Source organism: Gallaecimonas zhanjiangensis (assembly GCF_057624825.1).
Genome location: NZ_CM172603.1, coordinates 2592543 through 2616372 on the forward strand (window position 1 = coordinate 2592543; position 23830 = coordinate 2616372).

Consider the following 23830-nt stretch of genomic DNA (forward strand, 5'->3'; position numbering starts at 1 on the left):
AGGCTACCGAGGAGCCCTTATGGAACGCGAAACCATGGAATTTGATGTCGTCATCGTCGGCGCCGGCCCCGCCGGGCTGAGTGCCGCCTGTCGCCTAAAGCAACTGGCGCCAGAGCTGATGGTTTGTGTGGTGGAAAAAGGCTCGGAGGTGGGGGCCCATATTCTGAGCGGCGCCCTGTTCGAGCCCCACGCCTTAAATGAGTTGTTTCCCGATTGGCAGCAGCGCCAGGCGCCCCTCACCACCGCCGTCAATAAAGACGCCCTGTACCTTTTAAAAGAAAACGGCGAAGTGGAATTGCCAGGCTGGGCCATCCCCCCATCCATGCACAACAACGGCAATTACATCATCAGTCTTGGCAACCTGTGCCGCTGGCTGGCCGAACAGGCCGAAGCCCTGGGGGTGGAGATTTACCCGGGCTTTCCCGCCGCCGACATCCTTTATGGCGCCGACAACCAGGTCATCGGCATTCAAACCGGCGACATGGGCCGCCTAAAAGACGGCAGTGAAGGCCCGCAGTTTCAACCCGGCATGCAGCTTCTGGCCAAATACACCCTCTTTGCCGAGGGGTGCCGGGGCCACCTTGGCAAAGAGCTTATCGAGCGGTTTGAACTCGACAAAGGTAAAGATCCCCAGCACTACGCCCTGGGGTTCAAGGAGCTGTGGCGAATCCCTAAGGCCCAGCACCAGCCAGGCCTGGTGGTTCACGGCGCCGGTTGGCCCTTGGACGACACCGCCAGCGGCGGCAGCTTTCTCTACCACCTTGACGACGACCTGGTGTCGGTGGGGCTGATCGTCGATTTGAACTACCGCGACCCTTACCTCTCGCCCTTTGACGAATTCCAGCGCCTAAAGCACCATCCGCTTTTTGCAAAGTACTTAAGCGGCGGCGAACGGCTCAGCTATGGCGCCCGCGCCATCGCCAAGGGCGGTTTTAACGCCCTGCCCCAGACGGTATTCCCAGGTGGCCTCTTGATAGGTTGCGACGCTGGCACCCTGAACTTTGCCAAAATAAAAGGCAGCCATACCGCCATGAAGTCCGGCATGCTGGCCGCCGAAGCGGTAGCGGCTGACCTATCTGGCAATCAGGCGCTGACCCCACAGAGCTTTGCAGAGCGCTTTGAGCAATCCTGGCTTTATGGGGAGCTTTACCAGCACCGTAATTTTGGAGCGGCGCTCCATAAATGGGGGCCGCTGTGGGGCGGCGCCTTTAACTGGTTCGAACAAAAATGCCTGGCCAATAAAGCGCCCTGGACCCTTTCAGACGCCATTGCCGACCACCAGCAATTGGAAACCATTGATTCCCACAGGCCGCGTGAATATCCAAAGCCCGATGGAAAATTAAGCTTCGACAGGTTGAGTTCAGTTTTTATTTCCAACACCAACCACGAAGAAAACCAGCCTTGCCATTTAAAACTCAAGGATCCGTCGCTGCCGGTAAGCTACAACCTGCCGCATTTTGCCGAACCGGCGCAGCGTTACTGCCCGGCTGGAGTTTATGAGATTGTTGATGAAGGGGACGCAAGACGTTTACAAATCAATGCACAAAACTGCATCCACTGTAAAACCTGCGATATAAAAGACCCCTCATTGAATATTCGCTGGTGCCCTCCGGAAGGGGGTGGCGGGCCAAATTACCCCAATATGTAAGAAAAAAAGCAGCAAAAGCTGCTTTTTTTCTTTTAAGGGCTTGCAAGAAAGGCAATCCTTTTTTAAAAATAGAGTATCTTCATTCCTTGCTAATCTCTTAAGGGAACTTCAATGTCAGATTTTCTGCAAATTCTGGGCAACCAACGTCGCCTGAACGCCGCCACTAAAGAACTCACCCTGGCTGAGCTCGAAGAAATCAAAGGCAAACTGGACGCGATCATCGAGTCTCGTGCCGAAGAAGAAGCCGAGCGTCAAAAAGAAGAAGCCGAGCGCACCGCTAAAATCGACGAGCTGCGCAAAGCCATGGCTGAAGCCGGCATTTCTGCAGAAGACATCCTGGGCGGCACTGCCGCTGCTCCTTCTCGCCGCGGCGGCAAAGGCGCCAAGCGTCCTGCCAAATACCGCCTGGAAAAAGACGGTGAAGAGCACCTGTGGACCGGCATTGGCCGTATGCCCAAAGTATTCAAGGAAATCGTCGACAACGGCGGTAGCCTGGACAAGTACCTGATCAAATAAGTTTCAGGTATTTGCAAAAAAAGGGCCTTAGGGCCCTTTTTTATTTCCCGCTTACTCCTGTTTTGCCGTAGCAATAGCACGCTGTTATTGCGCTCAAAAAAACAGCACCACAAAGACCGTGACATTTGCCTGCGCTCAATCCACCACTTTTACAGTGCCAGCATCCTCTAAAAATCGCCTACAGGTCTGTTCTGCTGAACCTTGACTGAAATAGCCCGCAAGGCAGGACAAAGGCTACCAGCAACAATCATTTACAAAATTTCAGGTAGTTGATTTTAAATTAAATTAGCCATGCTGCCTTGGGCTTTCGGCAAAGCCTGGCAACAAAAAAGGCCGCTTGCGCGGCCTTTTGGCATCAAAATTTACTGTGGGCAGGGCAACAACTTTCGTCGTCGCTTTCCAGGGCATGGTGCCCTTCTTCTTTTTTCGCCGCCAGGTAACGGGCGTTATGGGCGTTACGGTAAACCCGGGTGCCGACTCGGTCGTCCACATGAATACCGTTGGCTTGCAATTGGGCAATTTTGCGCGGGTTGTTGGTCAACAGCCGAATATGGTCAATCCCAAGGGCTTTTAGCATTTCGGCCGCGACGGTGAAATCGCGCTGGTCGTCTTCAAAACCCAAGGCGCGATTGGCCTCGTAGGTATTCATGCCTTCGTCTTGCAGGGCATAGGCGTCCAATTTATTGATAAGACCAATACCGCGGCCTTCTTGGCGCAGATAAAGAATAAGACCACCTTCGGCGCTGATGCGCACTATGGCTTCTTCCAATTGCGGGCCGCAATCGCAGCGGGCAGACATAAACACATCGCCGGTTACGCACTCGGAGTGCATCCGCACCAGCGGCTCGCTGCGTTGCCAGTCGCCAAGGGCTAGGGCAAAGTGCTCCTTGCCGTCAGCCAGATTATCGAAGGTGATGAAGGTCGCCAGGTAACGGCCTCCAAGAACAGGGATCTCTACCTGACGTCGTACCTTGACTGCCATATCGCCAGTATCAGCTGTCATCGCTTCACCTATACATCACGATTTATCGCAAGGTTGCCCCTGCTCTTAAGAAAATGCTTTTTAAGCTTAGCCCCAACACCTTTGGGGGGTGCCATGATAGATCAGTCGCGCCATTTAAAAACCCCTGAAAAAGGAATGACTTTGTTCGCTTTCCTGCAAAGCCGATCACAAGGGCCATTTCACTGGATGCATCCCGGTGCCGACTTGGCTAGAATGTGGCGCCTTTTTGGCGGCATTTTTTCATTTGAGGTAGAGCATGAGTAACCAGACCGTCGGCTTTGTCAGCCTGGGCTGCCCCAAGAACCTGGTGGATTCCGAGCGGATCCTGACCCAACTGCGGGTTGAGGGCTATAACATTGTGCCCAGCTACAACGACGCCGATCTGGTGATCGTCAATACCTGCGGCTTTATCGACAGCGCCGTGCAGGAATCCCTGGACGCCATCGGCGAAGCCCTCAATGAAAACGGCAAGGTCATCGTTACCGGCTGCCTGGGCGCCAAGGAAGATGAAATTCGTGAAATTCATCCCCATGTGCTGGGCATTACCGGCCCCCACGCCTATGAAGCGGTGCTGGACAAGGTTCACGAGCACCTGCCGGTACCCAAGCAGCACAATCCCTTTTTGGATTTGGTGCCGCCGCAAGGGGTGAAGCTGACCCCGCGCCACTACGCCTACCTGAAGATCTCCGAAGGCTGTAACCACCGCTGCAGTTTTTGCATCATCCCCAGCATGCGCGGCGATCTGGTATCCCGCCCGGTGGGCCAGGTGCTGAGCGAGGCCGAGCGCTTGGTCAATGCCGGCGTCAAAGAGCTGCTGGTGATAAGCCAAGACACCTCCGCCTACGGCGTTGACACCAAGCACCGCACCGATTTTTGGAACGGCCGCCCGGTGAAATCCGACATGTACCAGCTCACCGAAGCCCTTGGCGAGCTGGGGGTCTGGACCCGCCTGCACTATGTGTACCCCTACCCGCACGTGGACAACATCATTCCGCTGATGGCCGAAGGCAAGGTACTGCCTTACCTGGATATGCCGCTGCAACACGCCAGCCCCGCCATCCTCAAGCAGATGAAACGCCCCGGCCAGGTAGAGCGCACCCTTGAGCGCATCCAGCGCTGGCGCCGTGACGTGCCGGATTTGACCCTGCGTTCCACCTTTATCGTCGGCTTCCCCGGTGAAACCGAAGACGACTTTAAAATGCTTTTGGACTTCATCAACGAAGCCGAGCTGGACCGGGTGGGCTGCTTTAAATACAGCCCGGTGGAAGGCGCCGCCGCCAACGCTCTGGCCAACCCGGTGGACGAAGCCGTTAAAGAAGAACGCTTTGCCCGCTTTATGGAAGCCCAGCAGCGCATCAGCGCCGCCAAGCTGCAACGCAAAGTCGGCACAGTGCAAGAGGTGCTGATTGACGAAGTGGACGAAGAAGGCGCCATCGGCCGCACCAAGGGCGACGCTCCCGAGATTGACGGCGTGGTGTACCTCAACGGTGAAAGCGGCGTGAAGCCCGGCGACATCGTCAAGGTCAATATCGACAACGCCGACGAGTACGACCTCTGGGGCAGCAAGCTCTAAGCAATAAGCCGGCGCAAGCCGGCTTTTTTATCAGGCCCGTTCGGGCTAAGCCAGGCGGGCGCAAATGCCGCCAGCCATGTCATCGTCATTTGTCCTCCCTAGATTAAAAGCGGTTTTACCTCACTACCCTAAGGGACAAGGACAATGAAAAAACTGCTGTTAGCCGCTCTGCCCTGCCTGCTGGCAAGCCAAGCCCAGGCCTTTACCCAAGAAACCCACAAACGCATCGTGCTCGATGCCGTGGCCTACATGAAAGCCCACCCCGCCGCCACCCAGTACGCCCGGCTTGCCCAATACGCCACCCAGGCCGGCCTGAGCGTGGACCAACTGGCCGAGCGCCTGGGCCAGGGCGCCTATGACGTGGACGACTTCGAAGACACCTACCTGTGCGGCGCTGTCACCGGCGATTGTGTCAGGGCGCCGCTGTGGGGCACCTTGAGCAGCATCGTCTCCTACAGCTCCTACTGGCACTTTCAAAACCACACCCAGGGCCCCGACGCCCACGGCAACGACTTTGGCGGCTACAACTACGCCAAGCTCACCGTGTCTGGCGATGTCGACAACCTGGCCGCCGCCTGGCTGAGCGGCGATCACTTAGACGACGGCCCTGGCGGCCAGGGCGGCTGGTTTGGCGACGACTCCGAGTACAACAGCTACGGCATCACCGAAGCCCACTACCGCCAGGGCTCCACGTCCAGCTACAGCATGTACAAAGACTTCGAGACCATGCCATTCCAGCCCATCGACAACCTGGCCCAGTACTGGTACGGCCGTTATCTGGCCAACCACAGCGTTGACGCCCTGGGCTACAGCCTGCACGCCACAGACCTCCTTCAGCCCCACCATACCTGGACCACCTCGGCCCTCAATCACTCGGGCTGGGAGTCTTGGGTGCGGGATTATTACGACAGCGAGCAGCTCTCCAGCGACAGCCTGGTCACCGACGCCCTGGCGGACTTTGACACCATCAGCCCAAGCGAAGACGACATTCGCCCCTTGCTTACCGAAGGCGGCGATATCTCCTACAGCCAGGGGGGCCTGGTGCTGAACTCCCAGGACCACAATGAGCGGGTCATGATTGGCCGCATCGTCATTCCCCACGCCATCGCCATGGTGGTCAAGGTGCTGAACCATGCGATGCAGCGTTAACCTGTTTGGCGCCTTGGCGCTGGTATTTAGCGGCCCCCTGTGGGCCGCTTGCCCCACGGCGGATCTGCTGGCGCGCCTGACACAGATGAGCAAATTGCCGCAACAGGTTGTGGCGGCGCAGCTCGCCGACGACACCCTACTCGGCCCCTATGCCAGGGGCCATTTTGCCGATACCGTGCACCAGCCCAGCCGCGTGGGCAGCAGCCACCAGCGCCAGTTGGACGAGCAGTGGCTGGGGCTCATTACCCCGGATATTGAAAAGCGCGCCAGCCGCGCCCGCCAAGCGGCCCGTTTTGACGATGACGGCCTGCACCTTGAAGGCCAAAGCTGGAGCCCGGCCAGCCTTAGCGGCCTTAACCTGCAGCAGCGCCTGGCGCTAAAGGACGGTGACAACGCCACCTTAGAGCACCTTCTTTGGCAGCAGGCGCTGGTGGCGCTGGCCCCCAACTGGCTCAAAGATGCCGGCTGGCCAGAGGAGAAAATAGCCTGCTCTAAAGCCTTGGTGGAAAACCGCCTCGACAGGGTCTGGCTGATGCAGCGTTTGGGGGTATCAACCGACCCGCATCACCCCAGCCCCGCCCTCGATGCCCTGGCAAAGGCGGTAAGCAGCGATGACATTGCCGCCTACTACCAAGCCCACCAGGCGGATTTTCGCCAATTGGCCGCAGTGGACGCGCGCCTTTTTGAGGCGGACAGCGCGGCGGGCATTAACCGCCTGCCGCCCGAGATAACTCACCTCACCCGGCAAGAGGCCCAGGGCCAGGTGCTCAAAACCTTGGCCTTTGTGACCCCGGAGCTGGGCCGCTCGGCGGTTATCCGCCTGCCCTCAGGCCGCTATGGCCAGGTAGAAGTGCTAAAGCGCCACTACCAGCAGCTTGCGCCAGATTCGGAATCAGTGGCCTTTGTGGCCCGCCAGGCCATCGCCAAGGAACAAGCCAAGGCCAACTGGCAGGCGCTGCTGGTTACGCTTCGCCAGGAGGCACAATGAAGGTTGCCATCGCTCTTTTTAGCTTGCTGGCCGCTCTTGGCTGGTTGTTCTGGCCCAAGGCACCGATCGCCTTGCCGCCGCCAGCAAAAAAGCCTCTGCCAAGGGTGATTAGCCCCGCGCCAGTTATCACGGCTACGCCTTTGCCAAAGGCCGCCCAAAAGGCGCCGCCGCCACAGATAACAGCCAAACCACCAGTGCCCCTTAGGGACCCGCTGGCGCCCGGCATCAACGCCCATCAGCCGGTGGCGCCGCAGCCCCTTGGCGACCCTGAGCAATACCTTGAGGCGGAAAATGCCCGCCACCAGGCGCTGCTGGCCGACTTTGCCAAAGCCGCCCGCCCCAAGATAGCCGAGTTGGAAAGGCTCATTGCCAAAGGGCGGGCCGAGGGCATCAGCGCTGGTCAGCTTGCCGAGGGAGAGCGCAAGCTTGCCGCCCTCAAGGCGGCCCTGGCGGCGCTTGAGGCAAAAGCGCCCGTTCCCCGGCTGGCGCTGCCTTAGCGGGCGCATGCGCGGCTAACTCGTTGTACCGGCACGGCATTTGCTTAAGTACGGTTTCTGGTGTCAAGTTCCCGCCGCAGAGGAACACGGCGCCCAATGAGCCGTACTTTTAAGGAATGTTATGCGCGAAGTGAAATTCAGATGGGTCGATAAATACCTCGTCCATCTCAAACTCCAGGAAAAGCTCTTTTTGCTGTTTGGGCTGCCGATGCTGATGATGGTTATCCTCGCCGCCATTGGCATCAGCCGCGACTTCACCGCCTTTGAGAACGAGCAGCGCCACCAGGCCCACGCCGAAGTGGCGGTGCTGGCCCGGGTGCTCACCAGCCTTGACCAGCAACAGGCCATAAAGGCCGTTAAGGACGCCGGTAGCAACCTGGCGCTTTTTGACGGCAGCGGCCGCCCCTTTAGCGGCTTTTCCGGCGCCATGGCCAGCGAGCTTGACCGGCTGGAAGGGAAAACCCGGATTGAACAGGGGCAAGTACTCGCCGCCGCCTCGGTACCGGGCAAAAACTGGCAACTGGCCCTGGCCCAGCCCCTGCAAAAAGCCGCGTTTTGGGACACCAGCAAGGATTACTTCATTCTGATGGCCATTGCCCTGGTGGTGCTGGCCTTCATCACCTACTACGTCTCCACCTTTATCGGCGGGGCGCTGTTTAGCCAGGTACAAGCGCTGACCAAGGTGGCCGAAGGGGATCTCACCTTTCGCCTTAACTTCTTGCCGGTGCGGGACGAGTTCTCGGCCCTTGCCATTGCCATCGACAAACTGGCCGAGCGCCAGCACCAGTTGGTAAAACTGGTCAAAGACAGTTCCGATGCCCTGGCGGGCTCTGCCGACCTGTTTGGCACCGAAGCGGCCAATACCGACCGCCTGGCCCAGTCCCAGCGCCAAAGCCTGGATTCTCTGGCCACCGCCATGGAAGAGATGAGCGCCACCGTCAAGGAAGTGGCGCGCCACGCCGAAGACGCCTCTGGCGAAACCCAGCGCGCCTCCAACGAGTCGCAAAAGGGTACCCGCAATATCCAGCAGACCATCGGCGCCATCGAGGCCCTGTCGCGGGAAATTTTTGATGCCAGCAGCGCCGTGGCCAAGGTTAACGACAACGCCAGTCACATCGACGAGGTGGTGACCACCATCAAGGCCATTTCCGAGCAAACCAACCTGCTGGCGCTAAACGCCGCCATTGAAGCGGCCCGCGCCGGCGAGCAGGGCCGCGGCTTTGCGGTGGTGGCCGATGAAGTACGCACCCTGGCGGCCCGCACCCAGCAGGCGACGGTGGAAATTCAAAAGATGATTGAGTCCTTGCAAAGCGGCACCGGCGAGGCCATTCGCATCATGGACAAAACCGTGCAGCAGGCCGAGCACAGCGGCACCTTGATTGCCCAGGCCGGGCAAGATCTCAGCACCATCAACCGCCACTCCGAGCAGGTGTTCTCGATGATGGCGCAAATTGCCGCCAGCGCCGAAGAGCAAAGCGCCGTGGCCGAAGACATTGCCCACAACATCTCCTCGGTGCGCCAGCAGTCTTTGGAGGTGGAAAAGGCCGCCAAGGACAACGCCGACGGCACCCGCGAGCTCAACCGGCTGTCGGGCTCCCTGGCCGACATCCTCAAAGGCCTGAAGATCTAAGCAAAGCCGGGCACTGCCCGGCTTTTTATTTGCTACAATCTTCGCCCCAAAATCGTCAACAAGGCAGCCTTATGCCCCGCAATGCCCTGGTTCTGGCCGAAGGCCGTGAAAAGTCCGTAAAACGCCGCCATCCCTGGATCTTTGCCGGTGCCGTGCACCACAGCAAAGGCAAACCCAAGGCCGGCGACACCGTGGAGATTTACAGCCACGACGGCACCTGGCTGGCACGGGCCGCCTACTCCCCGGCCTCGCAAATTCGCGCCAGGGTCTGGACCTTCGATAAAAACGAAGAAGTAGACGCCGATTTCTTTGCCCGCCGTATCAATGCCGCCGACGAGCGCCGCCGCCCCATGGTGGAGCGTGAAGGTATCACCGGTTACCGGGTGGTAGCGGCCGAATCTGACGGCCTGCCGGGCATCACCATCGACCGTTATGATAACGTGCTGGTCTGCCAGCTGTTGTCCATCGGCGCCGACAAATGGCGCGATGCCATCGTTGCCGCCCTAAAGGCCCGCTTCCCCGGCTGCGTTATCCATGAGCGCTCCGACGTGGAAGTGCGCCGCAAAGAAGAGCTCGAGCCCCTGGTGCAAACCCTCGAAGGGGAACTGCCCGGCAAAGTGGCCATCATGGAAAACGGCATCAAGCTGTGGGTGGACCTTATCCAGGGCCACAAAACCGGCTATTACCTCGACCAGCGTGACAACCGCGCCGCCGTGCTGCCCTATGTGGAAGGCAAAGAGGTACTGAACTGCTTTTCCTACACCGGCGGTTTTGGCACCTACGCCCTTAAAGGCGGCGCCAAGCATGTGACCCAGGTGGACGTGTCAGAATCGGCCCTGGCCCTTGCCCGCGACAATCTCAAGCTCAATGGTCTGGATGAAAGCCGCTGCGACCTAATCAAGGAAGACGTGTTTGCCCTGCTGCGCCGCTACGCCAGCGAAGGCCGCCAGTTTGACGTTATCGTGCTGGACCCGCCCAAATTTGTGGACTCCAAGTCCAGCCTTAAAGGCGCGGCTCGCGGTTACAAGGACATCAACCTGCACGCCCTGAAATTGCTGCGCCCTGGCGGTATCTTGCTGACCTTCTCCTGCTCGGGCCTGATGGAGCAAAGCCTGTTTCAAAAAATTGTCGCCGACGCCGCCCTGGATGCCGGCCGCGACGCGCAAATTCTGCGCTTTTTAAGCCAGTCTGCCGACCACCCGGTCAATGTCCACTACCCCGAAGGCCTCTACCTTAAAGGCCTGGTGGTACAAGCCAGTTAGTAAAAAGCCCCGCGATGCGGGGCTTTATTCTTTAGGTACAAATTGAGTCGCAAGTTTGACCGTTTTCCAATACTCGGCGAAGGAATCTCGCCTGTATAAAGACCCCATTTCTCTATAGAAATCACAGGCTAATGAATTAACATCCAGCGACTTCCCACTGAAGCATATACTTCCATGTTGCCACTTAACCTCACTAAAAATCATCTTCAGCAAATCACCTAAAGTAACTTTTTCATCTACCTCGAAAACTTTATTGCCAAGGTTGTTATTGGACTGCTCGTCGCTTATCGGCAGTACTACGAGATGCCCGGGTAAAGGTTGGTTGATAGAAAGGTTCTGGCCATATTGGGTATGGTGATGGACAACGATCATACAGATCAAAATGAAGTGGTTTAACTCCGGCCTAGCTTTGACACAAGCATTGAACCTGTCTAGGTGCTTAAAAATGGTGCGAGGATTGTCAGTGTAGAAACTCAGCACCTCATAGAAAACATCATTAGGTAGCACTGTTGACCCAACGTAATTGATTCCTTTTCTTTCCAGATAGGTATCAACCAAGGTGGAAAGCTCCGTTTGGCCTTCTAAATGAAACTGGATGTTAAAAAAACGCTCCAAGTACTTACTGCCGTTAAACCCCGCCCCATAAAGCCCAGCTACGGTATGCTGCAACTGGTCGGTATCGGTAGCGATCACAAAGACCCAGTTGGGAATGTCAAAAAGGTGCTTAATCAGCTCCAGCATCTCTACCGCATAGGTGGGGCGGCAGCGGTCCAGCTCATCGACAAAAATAAACACCGGTAGTTGAGTTGCCTGGGCTTTGGCGATTTCTGTTGTCAGCTTGGCCATGGCACTTTGAAACTCGGCCATCGCTTGCACTCGGGTTTGCTGCTCGGCCAGCAACTGGCGCACCGCCACATCGGCCATGCCTTCCAAGCCATTGGTAACAGCGTCTCCCACTATGCCTGCAAACCTTGACCCCGCCTCGCCGGCAAACCAATGGGCGCCGCCTTTTACCAGCGCTGCCAACCCTTCAAGGGCGATGGGTTTTAATGCCTCAAAGCTTTTTTCCAACCGGTTTTTAAAGCCGCTGATGCCTTTAACCTGGGCCAGTAGCTGCTTTTGAATGTCGCTAAGCAATACCGCCAGCGGGTCTTGGCAAAAGTCGTGGCGCCAGGCATCCACGTACACCACCGGATGCTGTTTACTGCGAAGGTGAGTGCGCCAGCATTTCAAGAAGGTGGTTTTACCGGCCCCCCATTCGGCATTGAGGTTAAGCACATAACTTTTGCCCTCCCCTTTGCGTTGCCGGTCACCGCAGCGCTCGGCAGACTCAGCTACCAAAAAACTCGTTAAAAAGTCGGCGGTATCCTGGCGCTTTAGGTGGTCGTCAGCCTCAAAACACCAGTCTTCCAGTTCCCTATCAAAATCCGCCATTTTCGTGTCGTCCCTGGCCATGCTTTGCCCTCAATAAATATCAGCCCATGCTGCCACGCTCACCCCTTAGTAAAAAGCCCCGCGATGCGGGGCTTTTTACTAACCCAAATCCTTGGGCACTCGGCCATCATCGGCTTGGGCCTCGGGGTAGGCGCCAAAGGCCAGCAGCAGGGCCACCAGCTCCGGGTGTTGTTGGTGGTAGGCGCTGTGCAGCGCGCTAAAGCCGCCGGCCTGGCGGGCATTGACCTCGGCCCCGGCTTCTAACAATGCCTGGGTGCAGTTAAGGCGGCTTTCGCTGTCGCTGCCAGCCACCGCCGAGTGCAGCGGCTGCACCTGTGAGTCATTGGCTGCGCTTTGGTTGACCTCGGCGCCGGCGCCCAGCAGCTCCTTTAGCGCCTCAAAGGCGCCGAAAAAGGCGGCCAGATGCAGCGGGCTAAAGCCATCGCGGGCCAGTAAAGACACCAGGGCGCCGTTTTCGCCCAGCACCCGCTGGATGGCCGCTACGTCGTTAAGGGCGGCCGCCTCCCAGATGTCCAAATCGACCCTTGCCGCCAGCTCTTTGGCTAGTAGCGGCTGGCCCTGGTAGCTGGCATAGAGCACCGGGCTGACGCCATCTTGGCGGCAGGCAATAAGCCCGGGGCTTTGCTTTAACAGCTCGAAGACCTTGATCTCGTTGCCCTGCCCTATGGCGTTAAAAAAGCTGGCTTTGTCCACAGAGACTCCTTTTATTCGGCTTTTCATAACCTTAGCTGCAAATAGAAAAGGCGCCGCAAAGGGCGCCTTTTCGTCAGCCAGCTTTGGCCTTCTCTTCCATAAAGTTCCAGATGCGCTTGTCGGAGATAGGGTAAGGGGTGCCCAGCTGCTGGGCAAAATAACTGACCCTCAGCTCCTCTATCATCCAGCGCGCTTCTACCAGCCAGCCGGGCTCGCTCAGGCCCTTGGGCACCTTGGCGCGGTATTGGCCCAGTTTGTCCTGCACGTTTTCCACCTTGCCCTGGTGGACCCGGTCACGGTTGGGGTCGATGGGCAGTTTTTCCAGGCGCCGCTCTATGGCGTCAAGGTAGCGGGTAACGTCTTTTAAGCGCGCCGCGCCGGTGGCGGCAACAAAGCCCTTGAACACCAGGCCGTCGAGCTGGGCCTGGATATCGGCCTGGGCCCGCACCATGGTGAGATCGGTCTTGCCCTTGAGGCGCTTTTTAATGGCGTTATGGCGCACCAGGATTTGCTCCACCAGCTTGGCGATGTCCACCACGGTGTCGTTCAGCTCGGCGCGCACTTTGTCTTTAAGGGCCACAAAGGCGGCTGCATCGCGGCAATCAATGCCTTGGATAAGGCTGTCGACGGCGGCGCTGATGCAGTCATCAATCAAATCGCCAATCTTGCCAAAGGGGTTGAAGTAAAGCCCCAGCTTGGCCTTGTTGGGCAGGGTGTCTTGCAGGTGCTTAATGGGGGACGGCACGTTCAACAGCAGCAGGCGGCGCAGGCCCTTTTGCTGGGCATCGAGCTGCGCGGCGGGGCTGTCAAAGAGCTTGACCGCGACGCTGTCTTTTTCGTCCACCAGCGCCGGGTAGGCTTTGATTTCCAGGCCCTGGCGCTTTTCTACAAAGACCTCTGGCAGGGCGCCAAAGCTCCACTCGGTGAGCTTGGCCTTCTCAATGCCGGGGGTGGCCACTTGCGCCAGAGTTTCTTTGACCGCGCCTTTGAGCTTGGCTTTAAGCGCCAGCAAGTCGCGCCCCGCCGCCAGCTCTTTGCCGGTCTCGTCCAGCACCGAAAAGCGCATCTTAAGGTGCTCGGCAATGCTGGAGTGCTCCCAAAGCTCTACCTCGGTGCGCACCCCGGTCATTTGCCGCAAGGTGTCGCTGAGCTTTTCAATCAGCCGCCCATCCAGCGGCGCCATGCGGCCAAGGGCGGCCTGGGCGTAGTTGGGGGCCGGCACAAAGTTGCGGCGCACCGGCTTGGGCAGGCCCTTAATCAGGGCAATCACCAGCTCTTCACGCAGGCCCGGCACCTGCCAGTCAAAGCCTTGGGGCTCCACCTGGTTTAGGGCCGCCAGCGGCAGCTGTACCGTTACGCCATCGTCGTCCTGGCCCGGCTCAAAGCGGTATTTGAGGGGGAAACGCAGGTTGCCCTGGGCCCAGCTGTTGGGGAAGGCGTTTTCGGTAACGTGGTCGGTGTCCTGGGCCAGAAGGTCTGCTTCGGTAAACAGCAGCGCTTTTTGGGCCTGCTCATCAGTGCGGCGCCACCAATGGTCCAGGGTGCGGCCGTCAAAGACGTTTGGGGGGAGCCTGGCATCGTAGAGATCAAAAAGGGTGTCGTCTTCAATGAGGATGTCGCGGCGTCGGGATTTGTCCTCCAGGGCCTCAAGGCTCTTAATCAGCTGCTGGTTGTGCTTAAAGAACGGCAACCGGCAACGAAACTCCCCTTCCACCAGGGCGCTGCGGATAAAGATGGTGCGCGCCTCTACCGGATTAATGCGGCCAAAGTCGATGCGCCGGCGGGGGATAAGCACCAGGCCGTAGAGGCTCACCTGCTCGTAGGCCACCACGTTGGCGCGGTTTTTCTCCCAGTGGGGCTCAAAGTAGCTGCGGTTGACCCGCTCCCCGGCCAGCTGTTCGGCCCATTCCGGCTCAACCCTTGCCAGGGTGCGGGCAAAGAGGCGCGAAGTCTCGGTAAGCTCGGCGGCCATCAGCCACTTGGGCTTTTTGTCGATGGTAGAGCCCGGGAACGGCAAAAAGCGGCTTTGGCGGGCGCCAAAATATTCCCGTTCTTTGTCTTTAAAACCGAGGTTGGACAGGTGCCCGGCCAGCAAGGATTGGTGAATGGCCTCGTAACTGGCCGGCTCGCTGTTTTCCTTAAAGCCCAGTTCGTCGCAGAATTCGCGCAGCTGTTCGGTGAGATCCTGCCACTCGCGCATGCGCACGTAGTTTAAGAACTCCTTCTGGCAAAGGCGCCGCCACTGGCTGCTCGACAGGGCCTGCTGCTGGGCCTCGGAATAAGCCCAGAGGTTTACGAAGGCATAGAAATCGGACTCGGGGTGGGCAAAGCGCCGGTGCTGCTCGTCGGCTTTTTGCTGGGCATCCAGGGGGCGCTCGCGCGGGTCCTGGATGGCAAGGGCCGCACTGATAATCAAAAGCTCTTTTAGCGCGCCCCGTTTGGCCCCTTCTACCAGGCAGCGGGCCAGGCGGGTGTCTACCGGCAATTTGGCCAACTGGCGGCCGATGTCGGTAAGCTCGCGCCCGTCTATGGCGCCCAGCTCGTCCAGAAGGTTAAGGCCGTCTTTAACAAAGCGGCTGTCCGGCGCTTCCACAAAGGGGAAGGCTTCGATGTCCCCCAGGCCCAAAGAGAGCATTTGCAGGATAACGGCGCCGAGGTTGGTGCGCAGGATCTCCGGCTCGGTAAATTCTGGGCGGCCGGTAAAGTCTTCTTCGCTGTAAAGGCGGATACAGATGCCGGGTTCGGTACGGCCGCAGCGGCCCTTACGCTGGTTGGCACTGGCCTGGCTGATGGCCTCGATAGGCAGGCGCTGCACCTTGGTGCGGTAGCTGTAGCGGCTGATGCGGGCCGTGCCCGGGTCAATCACGTACTTGATGCCGGGCACCGTCAAGGAGGTTTCGGCAACGTTGGTGGCCAGTACGATGCGCCGCCCGCCGTGGGAGGCGAAGATGCGGTTTTGCTCGGCGGCAGAAAGCCTTGAGAACAGCGGCAAGATCTCGGTGTGGCGAAGCTTTCGCTTCTCAAGGGCGTCGGCGGTGTCGCGAATTTCCCGCTCACCGTTCATGAAAATCAGAATGTCGCCTCTGGGGCCTTCGCGGAACAGCTCGTCTACGGCGTCAAAGATGGCCTGGAGCTGGTCCTTTTCTTTTTCTTCGTCGGTAATAGGCCGGTAGCGCACTTCCACTGGGTAGGTGCGGCCAGAGACTTCCAGCATGGGAGCGTCATTGAAATGCCGGGAAAAACGCTCTGGATCTATGGTGGCGGAGGTGATGATCACCTTGAGATCGGGGCGCTTGGGCAAAATGGTGCGAAGGTAACCCAGCAGGAAATCGATATTGAGGCTGCGCTCGTGGGCCTCGTCGATGATCAGGGTGTCGTAGCGGCGAAGCAGCTTATCCTTTTGAATTTCAGCCAAAAGGATACCGTCTGTCATCAGCTTGACGCAGGTTTGGGCGCGGGTGTGGTCGGTAAAGCGCACCTGGTAGCCCACCAGACCGCCCAGCTCGCTTTGCAGCTCTTCGGCAAGGCGGGTGGCCACGGCGCGGGCCGCCAGCCGCCGCGGCTGGGTGTGGCCAATCAGGCCGTCCACACCTCGGCCCAGCTCCAGGCAGATTTTCGGCAGCTGGGTGGTTTTACCCGAGCCGGTCTCGCCAGCGATGATAACCACCTGGTTCTCGCTGATGGCTTTTTTGATGTCTTCTCTTGCCGCCACCACCGGCAGCTGCGCCGGGTAATCCAGGTGCAGGCTGCGGTTTTTGCGGGCCAAGAGGCGCTCGCGGGCTTTATCCACTTCCTTTTGCAACATGGCCAGGGTAGCGGCGCGCTTTTGCTCGTCCTTTACCTTATAGGCGCCTTCAATACGGCGGCGCAGGCGGCTGCGGTCAAGGCTGGGCACATCTTCAAGGGAAATTTGCGGGGCAGAGTCAGACATCAAGTTCGCTTGTGGCTAAATAGAAACCGCACAATGCTACTGGATTGTCGCCCGTTGAGAAAGGTAAAGGCCAGCCTGGTTGGGCAGGCTGGCCTTGGCAACCAGGGTGTTAGCTGGCTTTGTAGCAGTCGTGCATGTGCTTATCGATGGCCAGCAGCACCTGGCGGCGGTTGATGATACCCACCAGCACCCCTTGCTCTACCACCGGGTAGATCTTCGGTTTTTGGGCGGTCATCTGCTGGGCCAGCTCAAAGACCGAATCGTTGGGGCCAACGGTGAGCACCTGCGTGCGCATGATGTCGGACACCTTGGCCACGGTTTCGCAGTGATAACTGCACTCGATGAGCTTGGCGAGAAAGTCTTGTTCGGACACAAAGCCCACCAGGCGGTTGCCGCTGTCCACCACCGGCGCGCCGGTTTGCTGGCCAGCCAGCAGTTTTTCAACGGCGGTGGCAATGGGCATTTCCGGGTGTAGACTCAGTGGCCGGTGCTGCATGTGGTCTCTGATAATGAGTGATTGCATAGTGAGCCTCTTGTGTTATCTCCCCTAACACCTAAAGCATAGGCCCGTATTGTTGCTGCGGTTGTAATTTAGCCTAGCCGTCCCCACCTTGGTAAAAAGACCAGAACGGAATCCTCCATGGCGATACTGACCCTCATTGTGCTTGGCCTGCTGCTGATCGCCTGGTGGCTTTACGGCGACACCTTCAAGCAGCGTTATTACCGGCAAAAAGAGCGCCCGCTAGACCAAAACCAGCGCCGCCAGCTGGCCTATGACATGCCTCTCTACCCTCGCCTGCCCAAGGCCCAGAGCGACAAGCTCGACACCCTGATGCGCGCCTTTTTAAGCCGGGTGGAGTTTATCGGTTGCGACGGTTTGGTGGTAAGCGATCGCATGCGCTATCTGGTTGCGGCCCAGGCTTGCCTGCTGCTGATTGGCCGCGACGAGCCGGCCTACCCCAACGTGCACAGCGTTTATCTCTTTGAGGGGGATTTTATCAACAAGATGCCCCAGTACCTGCCGGGCGGCATTGTCGATACCCAGGGCAAGCACCTGGCAGGAGAATCTTGGGGCAATGGCCGGGTGCTGCTGAGCTGGCAGGGCTGCCTGCGCTCGGCGGCCCACCCTTTTGATGGCGAGAACCTTATCGTGCACGAATTTGCTCACCAGTTGGACCAAGCCAAGGGCCTTGCCACCGGCGCGCCCTTACAGCGCTCAATGCCCGATGCAGCCCGCTGGCAGCAGGTGTTTCGTGAGGCCTTTATCCGCCACTGTGAGGCAACCTTTCATGGCCACCGCGGCCTGATTGACCCTTACGGGGCCACCAACCCGGCGGAGTTTTTTGCGGTGGTGTCAGAGGTGTACTTCGAGCAGGGCCAAGCCCTTAGCGAGCAAGAGCCCGCCATGTACGAGCTGCTGGAGCATTTCTACGGCATCAACACCCGGCTCTGGCATTAAAAAAGCCGCCCCGGTGGGCGGCTTTTTTAGTCGTGGCTGCAGTGCTCGTCGCACTCGTGTTCGTCGGCTTCCAGGGTTTGCACCAGTTTGCCTTTATAGAACACCCGCACCCGGCGCAGCGGCGACTCGTCGCTTTCCAGGGCGCTGATAAGGCCACGGGCTTCGCGGTTAAAGCGAGCCAGGGCGACATCGCGCTGGGACAGGTTGGTTACCAACAGGCTGCCGCCTTCGGTGCTGACCAGCAGTTGGTCGCCATCCTGCCAGCCGAAATCGGCGATAACGTCCGGTGCCAGTGCCAGCTCGTCCTTGCCCAGGACTTTCAGTTCCGGGATCAGGTACAGCTGGGGGCGATTGACAACGGTTTTGGCCTGCTGACGCGGCTTAAGCATGGGTAACTCCCCTGAGCATCAATGTAAAAACCGCGCCATGATAACGGCTTAACCGGCGTTAGGAAACAGCGGCCGTTAAAACCAGCGCCGCCACCACATCACCAGCCCCGAGATCCCAAGGCAGCCGCCCATCAAAATGGAGACCCACAGCCAGCCGTCTTTGTCTTCCACCCAGGGTAAGCCGCCAACGTTCATACCGAAGTAACCAGTAATAACCGACAGCGGCAGGAACAGCGCGGTGATGATGGACAACAGATACAGGGTCTTGTTCATCTGGGCGTCGCGCTCGGCGTTCATGTCGTCGCGCAGCAGTTTGACCCGCTCGCGCAGGATGTTAAGGCTCTCCAAAAGCCGGGTCATGCGGTCTTGCACTTCCAAAAGCAGGCGCAGGGCGTCGGCTTCTAAGTCGTCTTCGAGATCGTCGGTCAGCTCTTCGAGCATCTCCTGCTGGGGCTCGATGTAACGGCGCAGGCTCAAAAGACGCCGGTCGAGGTTCAAGATGGGGGTGCGAAGCTCGGGCTTACTCTCAAGCCAGGCCATCTCCATATCCAGCAAGCCTTCGGTTAGGCGCTTTAAGTGCTCGTCGGCGCCGCGCACCAGGTTTCGAAGAATATCCCCCAGCACCGCCCAGGTGGAGGTGCCTTCCGAGGCCCGGCACAGTTTGTCGCTTGCTTCCGATACCGATTTAAGGCTCTGCCCGGCCAGGGTAACAAGGTTGCGGTCGTTGACCAGGCAGCGGATAGACACCATGTCCTCGGCTTCCTTGCCGGGGTTGAAGTTGATGCCGCGCATGATGAGCAGCAAGGTGCCGTCGGGGTCGTATTGCCAGCGCGGCCGGGTTTCCTCGGCCAGGGCCGCTTCCACCAGGTAACGGGGGAAGCATTTTTTCAGCAGCTTGCGGCTTTGGTCATGGTTGCGGTCAAGGTGCAACCAGGCCGGTATCTCGTCGCCCACGGCATTAACGCGGGCGCTTTCATCCAGGGGTTGGCGGCTGTCGAGCCAGTATCCGTATTCATTCATCCTGTGGCCTGCAAAGCTTCCTTGGGTCCAGTAAATCTTTGAGCTGGGCTTCGCCCAGGTCGGTTTCTTCCTTGGCCACCTCCAAAATGGGGCGCCCTTGTGCATAGGCCTTCTTGGCGATGGCCGCGGCCTTAAGGTAGCCGATCTCGCTGTTGAGCGCTGTTACCAAAATGGGGTTTTTATCGAGGCTCTCGTTGACCCGCTCTTGGTTGACGCTAAAGCCGGCAATGGCTTTATCGGCAAGGTGTTCGCAGCCTTTGGCAAGGATATCCACCATCTGGTTGAGGTTATGGGTCAGCAGCGGCAGCATCACGTTGAGCTGGAAATTCCCGCTTTGGGCGGCGATGGTGTTGGCACTATCGAGGCCGATAATTTGGGCGCTGATCATGGCCAGGGCCTCGGGAATAACCGGGTTGACCTTGCCGGGCATGATGCTTGAGCCCGGCTGCAATGCGGTGAGGCTGATTTCCCCAAGCCCGGCCAGGGGGCCCGAGTTCATCCAGCGCAGGTCATTGCTGATCTTGGTGAGCGCTACCGCCAGTTGGCGCATGGCTGCCGAGGCCGCCAGGGGCGCTTCTACCGCCGCCATGTGGGCAAAGGGCCAGTCGTGGGCTTCCACGTGGATGTGCATCCGCTCGCTAAGGCGCACACAGACGCCGCCCGCCAGTTTGGGGTGGGCATTGATGCCGGTGCCGACCGCAGTACCCCCTAAAGGCAATTTTGCCAGCCGCTTAATGCCGTGGCGGATGTCTTCTTCCACCTCTTCGAGCTGAACCTGCCAGGTGGTGAGCTCCTGGCCGAAGGTGAGCGGCATGGCGTCCATCAGGTGGGTGCGGCCGGTTTTTACTACGTGCTCAAGGCTCGCCGCCTTTTTCTCGATGGTTTTGATGAGGTGATTGAGCTTTGGCAGCAGCACCTTCTCAAGCCCGGCCAGCACCGAGATTTGCAGCGCCGATGGCACGGTGTCGTTGGAACTCTGGCCCATGTTGACGTCGTCATTGGGCTGCACGCCATTGCCGGCAAGGCTGGCTATCACTTCGTTGACGTTCATGTTGCTGGAGGTGCCGGAGCCGGTCTGGAACACCTCTACCGGGAAGGCCGCCAGGGGTTTATCGGCCAGCAGCTTGTCGGCCGCCTTGATGATGGCCTGGGCCTTGGTGTCGTCCAGCAGCCCCAAGGTCAGGTGGGTTTGGGCGGCGGCGCGTTTGATCTCGATAAGGGCGGCTAAAAAGCGCCAGGGCATGGTTTGCCCGGAGAGCTGGAAATTGTCGACCGCACGCTGGGTTTGCGGGCCGTAGAGGGCATCGTCAGGCAGGCTGACTTCACCCAGTGAGTCTTTCATTACTTTTGCCATGGTATACCTCCGTTTTCAGTCACCCTGCCACGATGCCAAGGTGTTGTCATCTAAGAGATTTATCAGCATTAAGGTGGTTTGGGCCGCACCGGCCAGAAACACAGGGTTCAGGCGGTCTGCGGTATCGGTGCGATTGTGCCAATCGCTGTGGGTGTCATTGCCAAGGTACAGATAAGGAATATGGGCCTGCCGAAAGGGAGCGTGGTCCGAGGCCTGACGCCAGTCAGTGTAAAGGCTCGAACCCTGCTGTTGCTGGCGCCGGTCATGGCCCGGCTTGAAACACAGCGGTGCCTTGGCGGCAACAGCCGCCACCAGTGGCGCCAGCATGGGGTTGTCCTTGGTGCCGGCGCCAAAGAGCACCGGGCCGCGCCCAACCATGTCGAGGTTTATCACCAGCTTAGGGAGTGTAAGAGGCGGCGCGGCCAACAGCGCCTTGGCCCCGAATAGGCCCCGCTCTTCGCTGTCGGTGGCGATAAGGGCAATGTCGGCCATCGGCAGAGCCCGGGCCAGTGCCAGCAGCACTGCAACCCCCGAGGCGTTGTCGTCGGCGCCGGGGTAGCCTGGCCCCAAGTGATCGTAATGGGCCAGCACCCAAAGCTTGGGCTGGCCACGCCAGGCGATGATGTTATGCCCACCCTCGGCAATGGCCTGGCGCTTGACCAAAAAGCCCTGGCGCAAAAATCCGGCAATGATGTACTGCTGCGCCAAGTGGTGCCCTGGCGTTCCCGGGCGGCGCCCGGCCATGCTGGGCGCACTCAAAGCCTTTACATCGGCCATCAACGGGGCTGGGTCCAGGCTTGGCTGTAACGGGCGGCAAGGCTGAGACTGGCAGCCGGCCAGTAGCAGCAGCCCCAAGATGGCAAGGCGCATTCATTAAAAAAGGGCCCGAAGGCCCTTTTTGTCAATGCTCGCGATACCCCACCGTCAGCGGCTGGCTGCGGTTTTCCGCCAGCAGGCTGTTGAGGCGGTCGGGGTAGTCGGTTTCGATGCCATCAACCCCCAGACTCAGCATGCTTTGCAGCGCCTGGCGTGAATGGGCGCCCCAGGCAATCACCTTGAAGCCCTGGCCGTGGGCCTGGGTGAGGAACTCGGGGGTCAGCAGGCTGTAGTAAACCTGCAGGTAACTGACCTTCATGGCCAGGGGATTGACCCGGCGAATTTCGTCGTCCAGCAACAAATTAAAGCGGGGAGACCAGCCAAAAAAGCCGTAAAGACGCGGAATATCGGGGGCAAGAGTGGCGAACCGGTCGAGAATGTCTGGATCAAAGGATTTAATGATCACCCTATCTTGCATCTGGTAGGTGCGGATATGGGCCAGCACCTCTTCTTCCATGCCCGGCTCTTTTAGCTCGAGGATAAGCCGCGGGGTGCGGCTGGCAAGGGCTTGCATGACTTCGGCCAGAGTGGGGATCCACTCGTCCTGGTATTGAGGGCCAAACCAGGCGCCGGCATCCAGGGCGTTAAGCTGGGCAAGGGTAAGATTGCTGATTTTGCCGTGGCCGTTGGTGGTTCTGTCGACACTGTCGTCATGAAACACCACCAGGGCGCCGTCTTTAGCCCGGCGCACGTCCACTTCGATGGCATCAACCCCCAGATGCACCGCCTTTTCAACGGCAGCCAGGGTGTTTTCAGGGGCGAGGCCCGCCACCCCGCGGTGGCTGATGACCATAACCTTGGCCATGGCTGGCATGGCAAGCAACAGGACGCTGGCCAGCAAGGCGGCTTTGTATTGTCTTCCCACGTTGATCCCTCAAACCGGGGTTAATCCCCGTTTATTTTTTTGTTATTGAATTTGAAGGCGCTATCTTACGCAGTTTGTAACAGGCCGACAACAAAGAAGGGGCACTAGGCCCCTTCTTGTCAGACGTTCAAAAAGTGTTGCGGCGGGTTGGGATTAACGTCGGCCTCGTAGTCGACCTCATCCAACCCAAAACCGAACAGTTTCAAGAACTCTTCCTTGTAACCGTCGTAGTCGGTCAGCTCGCGCAGGTTCTGGGTGGTCACCTGGCTCCACAGGGCTTTACAGGCGTTCTGCACATCTTCTTGCAGCTCCCAGTCGTCCATGCGGATACGGTCCATGTCGTCGGTGTCGCAAGCGCTGCCATCGGCTTTGTAAAGCTGCTGGCTGAACAGGCGGAACACGTGCTCCATGGTGCCTTCGTGCAGGCCTTTTTCCTTCATCACCTTGTAAACAATGGCGATATACAGCGGCATCACCGGAATGGCGGAGCTGGCCTGGGTGACCACAGATTTGAGCACGGCCACGTGGGCTTCGCCGCCGGTGCCTTTGAGGAGCGCATCGATGGCGGCTGCGGCGCGGTCCAAGTCTTCCTTGGCCTTGCCGATGGTGCCGTGCCAGTAGATGGGCCAGGTGATCTCGGTACCGATGTAGCTGTAAGCAATGGATTTACAGCCATCAGCCAGTACGCCGGCCTCATGCAGAGCCTTGATCCAAAGTTCCCAGTCCTGGCCGCCCATCACGGTGATGGTGTCCTGAATTTCCTGCTCGACAGCCGGCTCCACATCGACGGAGATGATCTCGTCTTTGTTGGTGTCAACCGCCGTGGCGCTGTAGGGCTTGCCGATAGGCTTGAGGGTGGAGCGCACCAGCTCACCGGTATCAGGCAGTTTACGCACCGGCGAGGCGATGGAGTAAACCACCAGATCAACCTGGCCAAGGTCAGCCTTGATGGTGTCGATGGCTTGTTGCTTCACCTCGTTGGAGAAGGCGTCGCCATTGATGGACTTGGCATAGTAGCCCGCTTCGGTCGCCAGCTTGTCAAAGGCAACGGCATTGTAAAAACCGGCGGTACCCGGCTTGGTATCGCTACCCGGTTTCTCGAAGAAAACCCCCAGGGTATCGGCACCGGCACCGAAGGTGGCTGCAATACGGGACGGCATGCCGTAACCGCTGGAGCTACCAATTACCAGCACCCGCTTGGGGCCATTTTCGATGGCAGGATGCTCTTTGGTGTAATTGATCTGTTCCAGAATGTTGGCTTCACAGCCCGCAGGATGGGCAGTAGTACAGATGAAGCCACGGATCTTGGGCTTGATAATCATGTGGGGGTCCGTGTGTGTTTCACAATCAGCGCTGATGGTAGCCCATTTTTAGCAAGACAAACATCCGATCACCTTCCCGCCCTGCACTTCCCTTCTCCTTGTCGACAACGGCCACAGGTTAAAAAAAGCACAACAGCAACAGTCAGTTAGCATTCATGTTGGATCTTTTTTTAACCAACCGGCTTGCCAGGTGGCACCTC

The 23830-nt window shown here is 58.7% G+C and carries 20 protein-coding genes; 9 read left to right on the forward strand and 11 right to left on the reverse strand.

Annotated elements, in window-relative coordinates; translation table 11 throughout:
* Window positions 1–19: 19 nt before the first annotated feature.
* Both AC22G1_RS12370 and AC22G1_RS12375 read left to right on the forward strand, forming a co-directional pair.
* Complete coding sequence (locus AC22G1_RS12370; RefSeq protein WP_487313653.1) at window positions 20–1648, forward strand: electron transfer flavoprotein-ubiquinone oxidoreductase; 1629 nt, start codon at window positions 20–22, stop codon at window positions 1646–1648.
* A 111-nt stretch (window positions 1649–1759) separates the two neighbouring features.
* Complete coding sequence (locus tag AC22G1_RS12375) at window positions 1760–2164, forward strand: H-NS histone family protein (protein WP_487313654.1); 405 nt, start codon at window positions 1760–1762, stop codon at window positions 2162–2164.
* Between the two features lie 355 nt (window positions 2165–2519).
* Here AC22G1_RS12375 and ribA read toward each other — a convergent pair whose 3' ends face one another.
* A complete protein-coding gene (gene ribA / locus AC22G1_RS12380; RefSeq protein ID WP_050659375.1) occupies window positions 2520–3167 on the reverse strand; it encodes a GTP cyclohydrolase II in 648 nt (215 codons plus the stop codon).
* 256 nt (window positions 3168–3423) lie between these two features.
* Here ribA and rimO point away from each other — a divergent pair, with 256 nt between their 5' ends.
* The 6 genes from rimO to AC22G1_RS12410 all read left to right on the forward strand — a co-directional run bounded on the left by rimO (window position 3424) and on the right by AC22G1_RS12410 (window position 10266).
* Entirely contained in the window at window positions 3424–4740 is a 1317-nt protein-coding gene (gene rimO, locus AC22G1_RS12385; RefSeq protein WP_050659374.1) for a 30S ribosomal protein S12 methylthiotransferase RimO, read from the forward strand.
* Between the two features lie 144 nt (window positions 4741–4884).
* Window positions 4885–5889, forward strand: a complete 1005-nt coding sequence (locus AC22G1_RS12390; RefSeq protein WP_487313655.1) for a phospholipase C/P1 nuclease family protein — start codon at window positions 4885–4887, stop codon at window positions 5887–5889.
* Window positions 5873–6877: a hypothetical protein gene (locus AC22G1_RS12395; RefSeq protein ID WP_487313656.1), complete on the forward strand. Its 1005-nt coding sequence runs from the start codon at window positions 5873–5875 to the stop codon at window positions 6875–6877. The genes AC22G1_RS12390 and AC22G1_RS12395 overlap by 17 nt, the downstream gene beginning before the upstream one ends.
* The gene (locus tag AC22G1_RS12400; RefSeq protein WP_487313657.1) at window positions 6874–7374 is read left to right on the forward strand and encodes a hypothetical protein; all 501 of its coding nucleotides are present in this window, start codon (window positions 6874–6876) and stop codon (window positions 7372–7374) included. The genes AC22G1_RS12395 and AC22G1_RS12400 overlap by 4 nt, the downstream gene beginning before the upstream one ends.
* 121 nt (window positions 7375–7495) lie before the next feature.
* Entirely contained in the window at window positions 7496–9004 is a 1509-nt protein-coding gene (locus tag AC22G1_RS12405) for a methyl-accepting chemotaxis protein (protein ID WP_487313658.1), read from the forward strand.
* 71 nt (window positions 9005–9075) lie between these two features.
* Window positions 9076–10266 carry a class I SAM-dependent rRNA methyltransferase gene (locus AC22G1_RS12410; protein WP_487313659.1) on the forward strand — a complete coding sequence of 397 codons (1191 nt, stop codon included), beginning with the start codon at window positions 9076–9078 and terminating at the stop codon, window positions 10264–10266.
* A gap of 24 nt (window positions 10267–10290) precedes the next feature.
* Here the strand turns inward: AC22G1_RS12410 and AC22G1_RS12415 are convergent, their stop codons facing one another.
* From AC22G1_RS12415 to AC22G1_RS12430, 4 genes are all read right to left on the reverse strand, one after another.
* Complete coding sequence (locus AC22G1_RS12415) at window positions 10291–11721, reverse strand: KAP family P-loop NTPase fold protein (protein ID WP_487313660.1); 1431 nt, start codon at window positions 11719–11721, stop codon at window positions 10291–10293.
* A gap of 78 nt (window positions 11722–11799) precedes the next feature.
* Window positions 11800–12414 (reverse strand): ankyrin repeat domain-containing protein, encoded by a 615-nt coding sequence (locus AC22G1_RS12420; RefSeq protein ID WP_487313661.1) that lies wholly within the window; start codon window positions 12412–12414, stop codon window positions 11800–11802.
* Window positions 12415–12487: 73 nt separating this feature from the next.
* Window positions 12488–16345: an ATP-dependent RNA helicase HrpA gene (gene hrpA, locus AC22G1_RS12425; RefSeq protein ID WP_487313662.1), complete on the reverse strand. Its 3858-nt coding sequence runs from the start codon at window positions 16343–16345 to the stop codon at window positions 12488–12490.
* A gap of 109 nt (window positions 16346–16454) precedes the next feature.
* Window positions 16455–16868: a CBS domain-containing protein gene (locus AC22G1_RS12430; RefSeq protein WP_487313663.1), complete on the reverse strand. Its 414-nt coding sequence runs from the start codon at window positions 16866–16868 to the stop codon at window positions 16455–16457.
* A gap of 117 nt (window positions 16869–16985) precedes the next feature.
* Here AC22G1_RS12430 and AC22G1_RS12435 point away from each other — a divergent pair, with 117 nt between their 5' ends.
* Entirely contained in the window at window positions 16986–17804 is an 819-nt protein-coding gene (locus tag AC22G1_RS12435; RefSeq protein ID WP_487313664.1) for a M90 family metallopeptidase, read from the forward strand.
* A gap of 26 nt (window positions 17805–17830) precedes the next feature.
* Here the strand turns inward: AC22G1_RS12435 and AC22G1_RS12440 are convergent, their stop codons facing one another.
* The 6 genes from AC22G1_RS12440 to fabV all read right to left on the reverse strand — a co-directional run bounded on the left by AC22G1_RS12440 (window position 17831) and on the right by fabV (window position 23630).
* On the reverse strand, window positions 17831–18193 hold the full coding sequence (locus tag AC22G1_RS12440) for a hypothetical protein (RefSeq protein WP_123421891.1): 363 nt from the start codon (window positions 18191–18193) through the stop codon (window positions 17831–17833).
* Window positions 18194–18268: 75 nt separating this feature from the next.
* Window positions 18269–19213: a CorA family divalent cation transporter gene (locus AC22G1_RS12445; protein ID WP_487313665.1), complete on the reverse strand. Its 945-nt coding sequence runs from the start codon at window positions 19211–19213 to the stop codon at window positions 18269–18271.
* Window positions 19206–20567 carry a class II fumarate hydratase gene (locus AC22G1_RS12450; RefSeq protein ID WP_487313666.1) on the reverse strand — a complete coding sequence of 454 codons (1362 nt, stop codon included), beginning with the start codon at window positions 20565–20567 and terminating at the stop codon, window positions 19206–19208. Before AC22G1_RS12450 ends, AC22G1_RS12445 begins: the two co-directional genes overlap by 8 nt.
* Before the next feature lie 15 nt (window positions 20568–20582).
* The gene (locus tag AC22G1_RS12455; protein WP_487313667.1) at window positions 20583–21437 is read right to left on the reverse strand and encodes a M28 family peptidase; all 855 of its coding nucleotides are present in this window, start codon (window positions 21435–21437) and stop codon (window positions 20583–20585) included.
* Between the two features lie 31 nt (window positions 21438–21468).
* Window positions 21469–22308 (reverse strand): glycerophosphodiester phosphodiesterase, encoded by an 840-nt coding sequence (locus tag AC22G1_RS12460; protein ID WP_487313668.1) that lies wholly within the window; start codon window positions 22306–22308, stop codon window positions 21469–21471.
* 119 nt (window positions 22309–22427) lie between these two features.
* Window positions 22428–23630 (reverse strand): enoyl-ACP reductase FabV, encoded by a 1203-nt coding sequence (fabV, locus tag AC22G1_RS12465; RefSeq protein WP_050659359.1) that lies wholly within the window; start codon window positions 23628–23630, stop codon window positions 22428–22430.
* Between the last annotated feature and the right edge of the window lie 200 nt (window positions 23631–23830).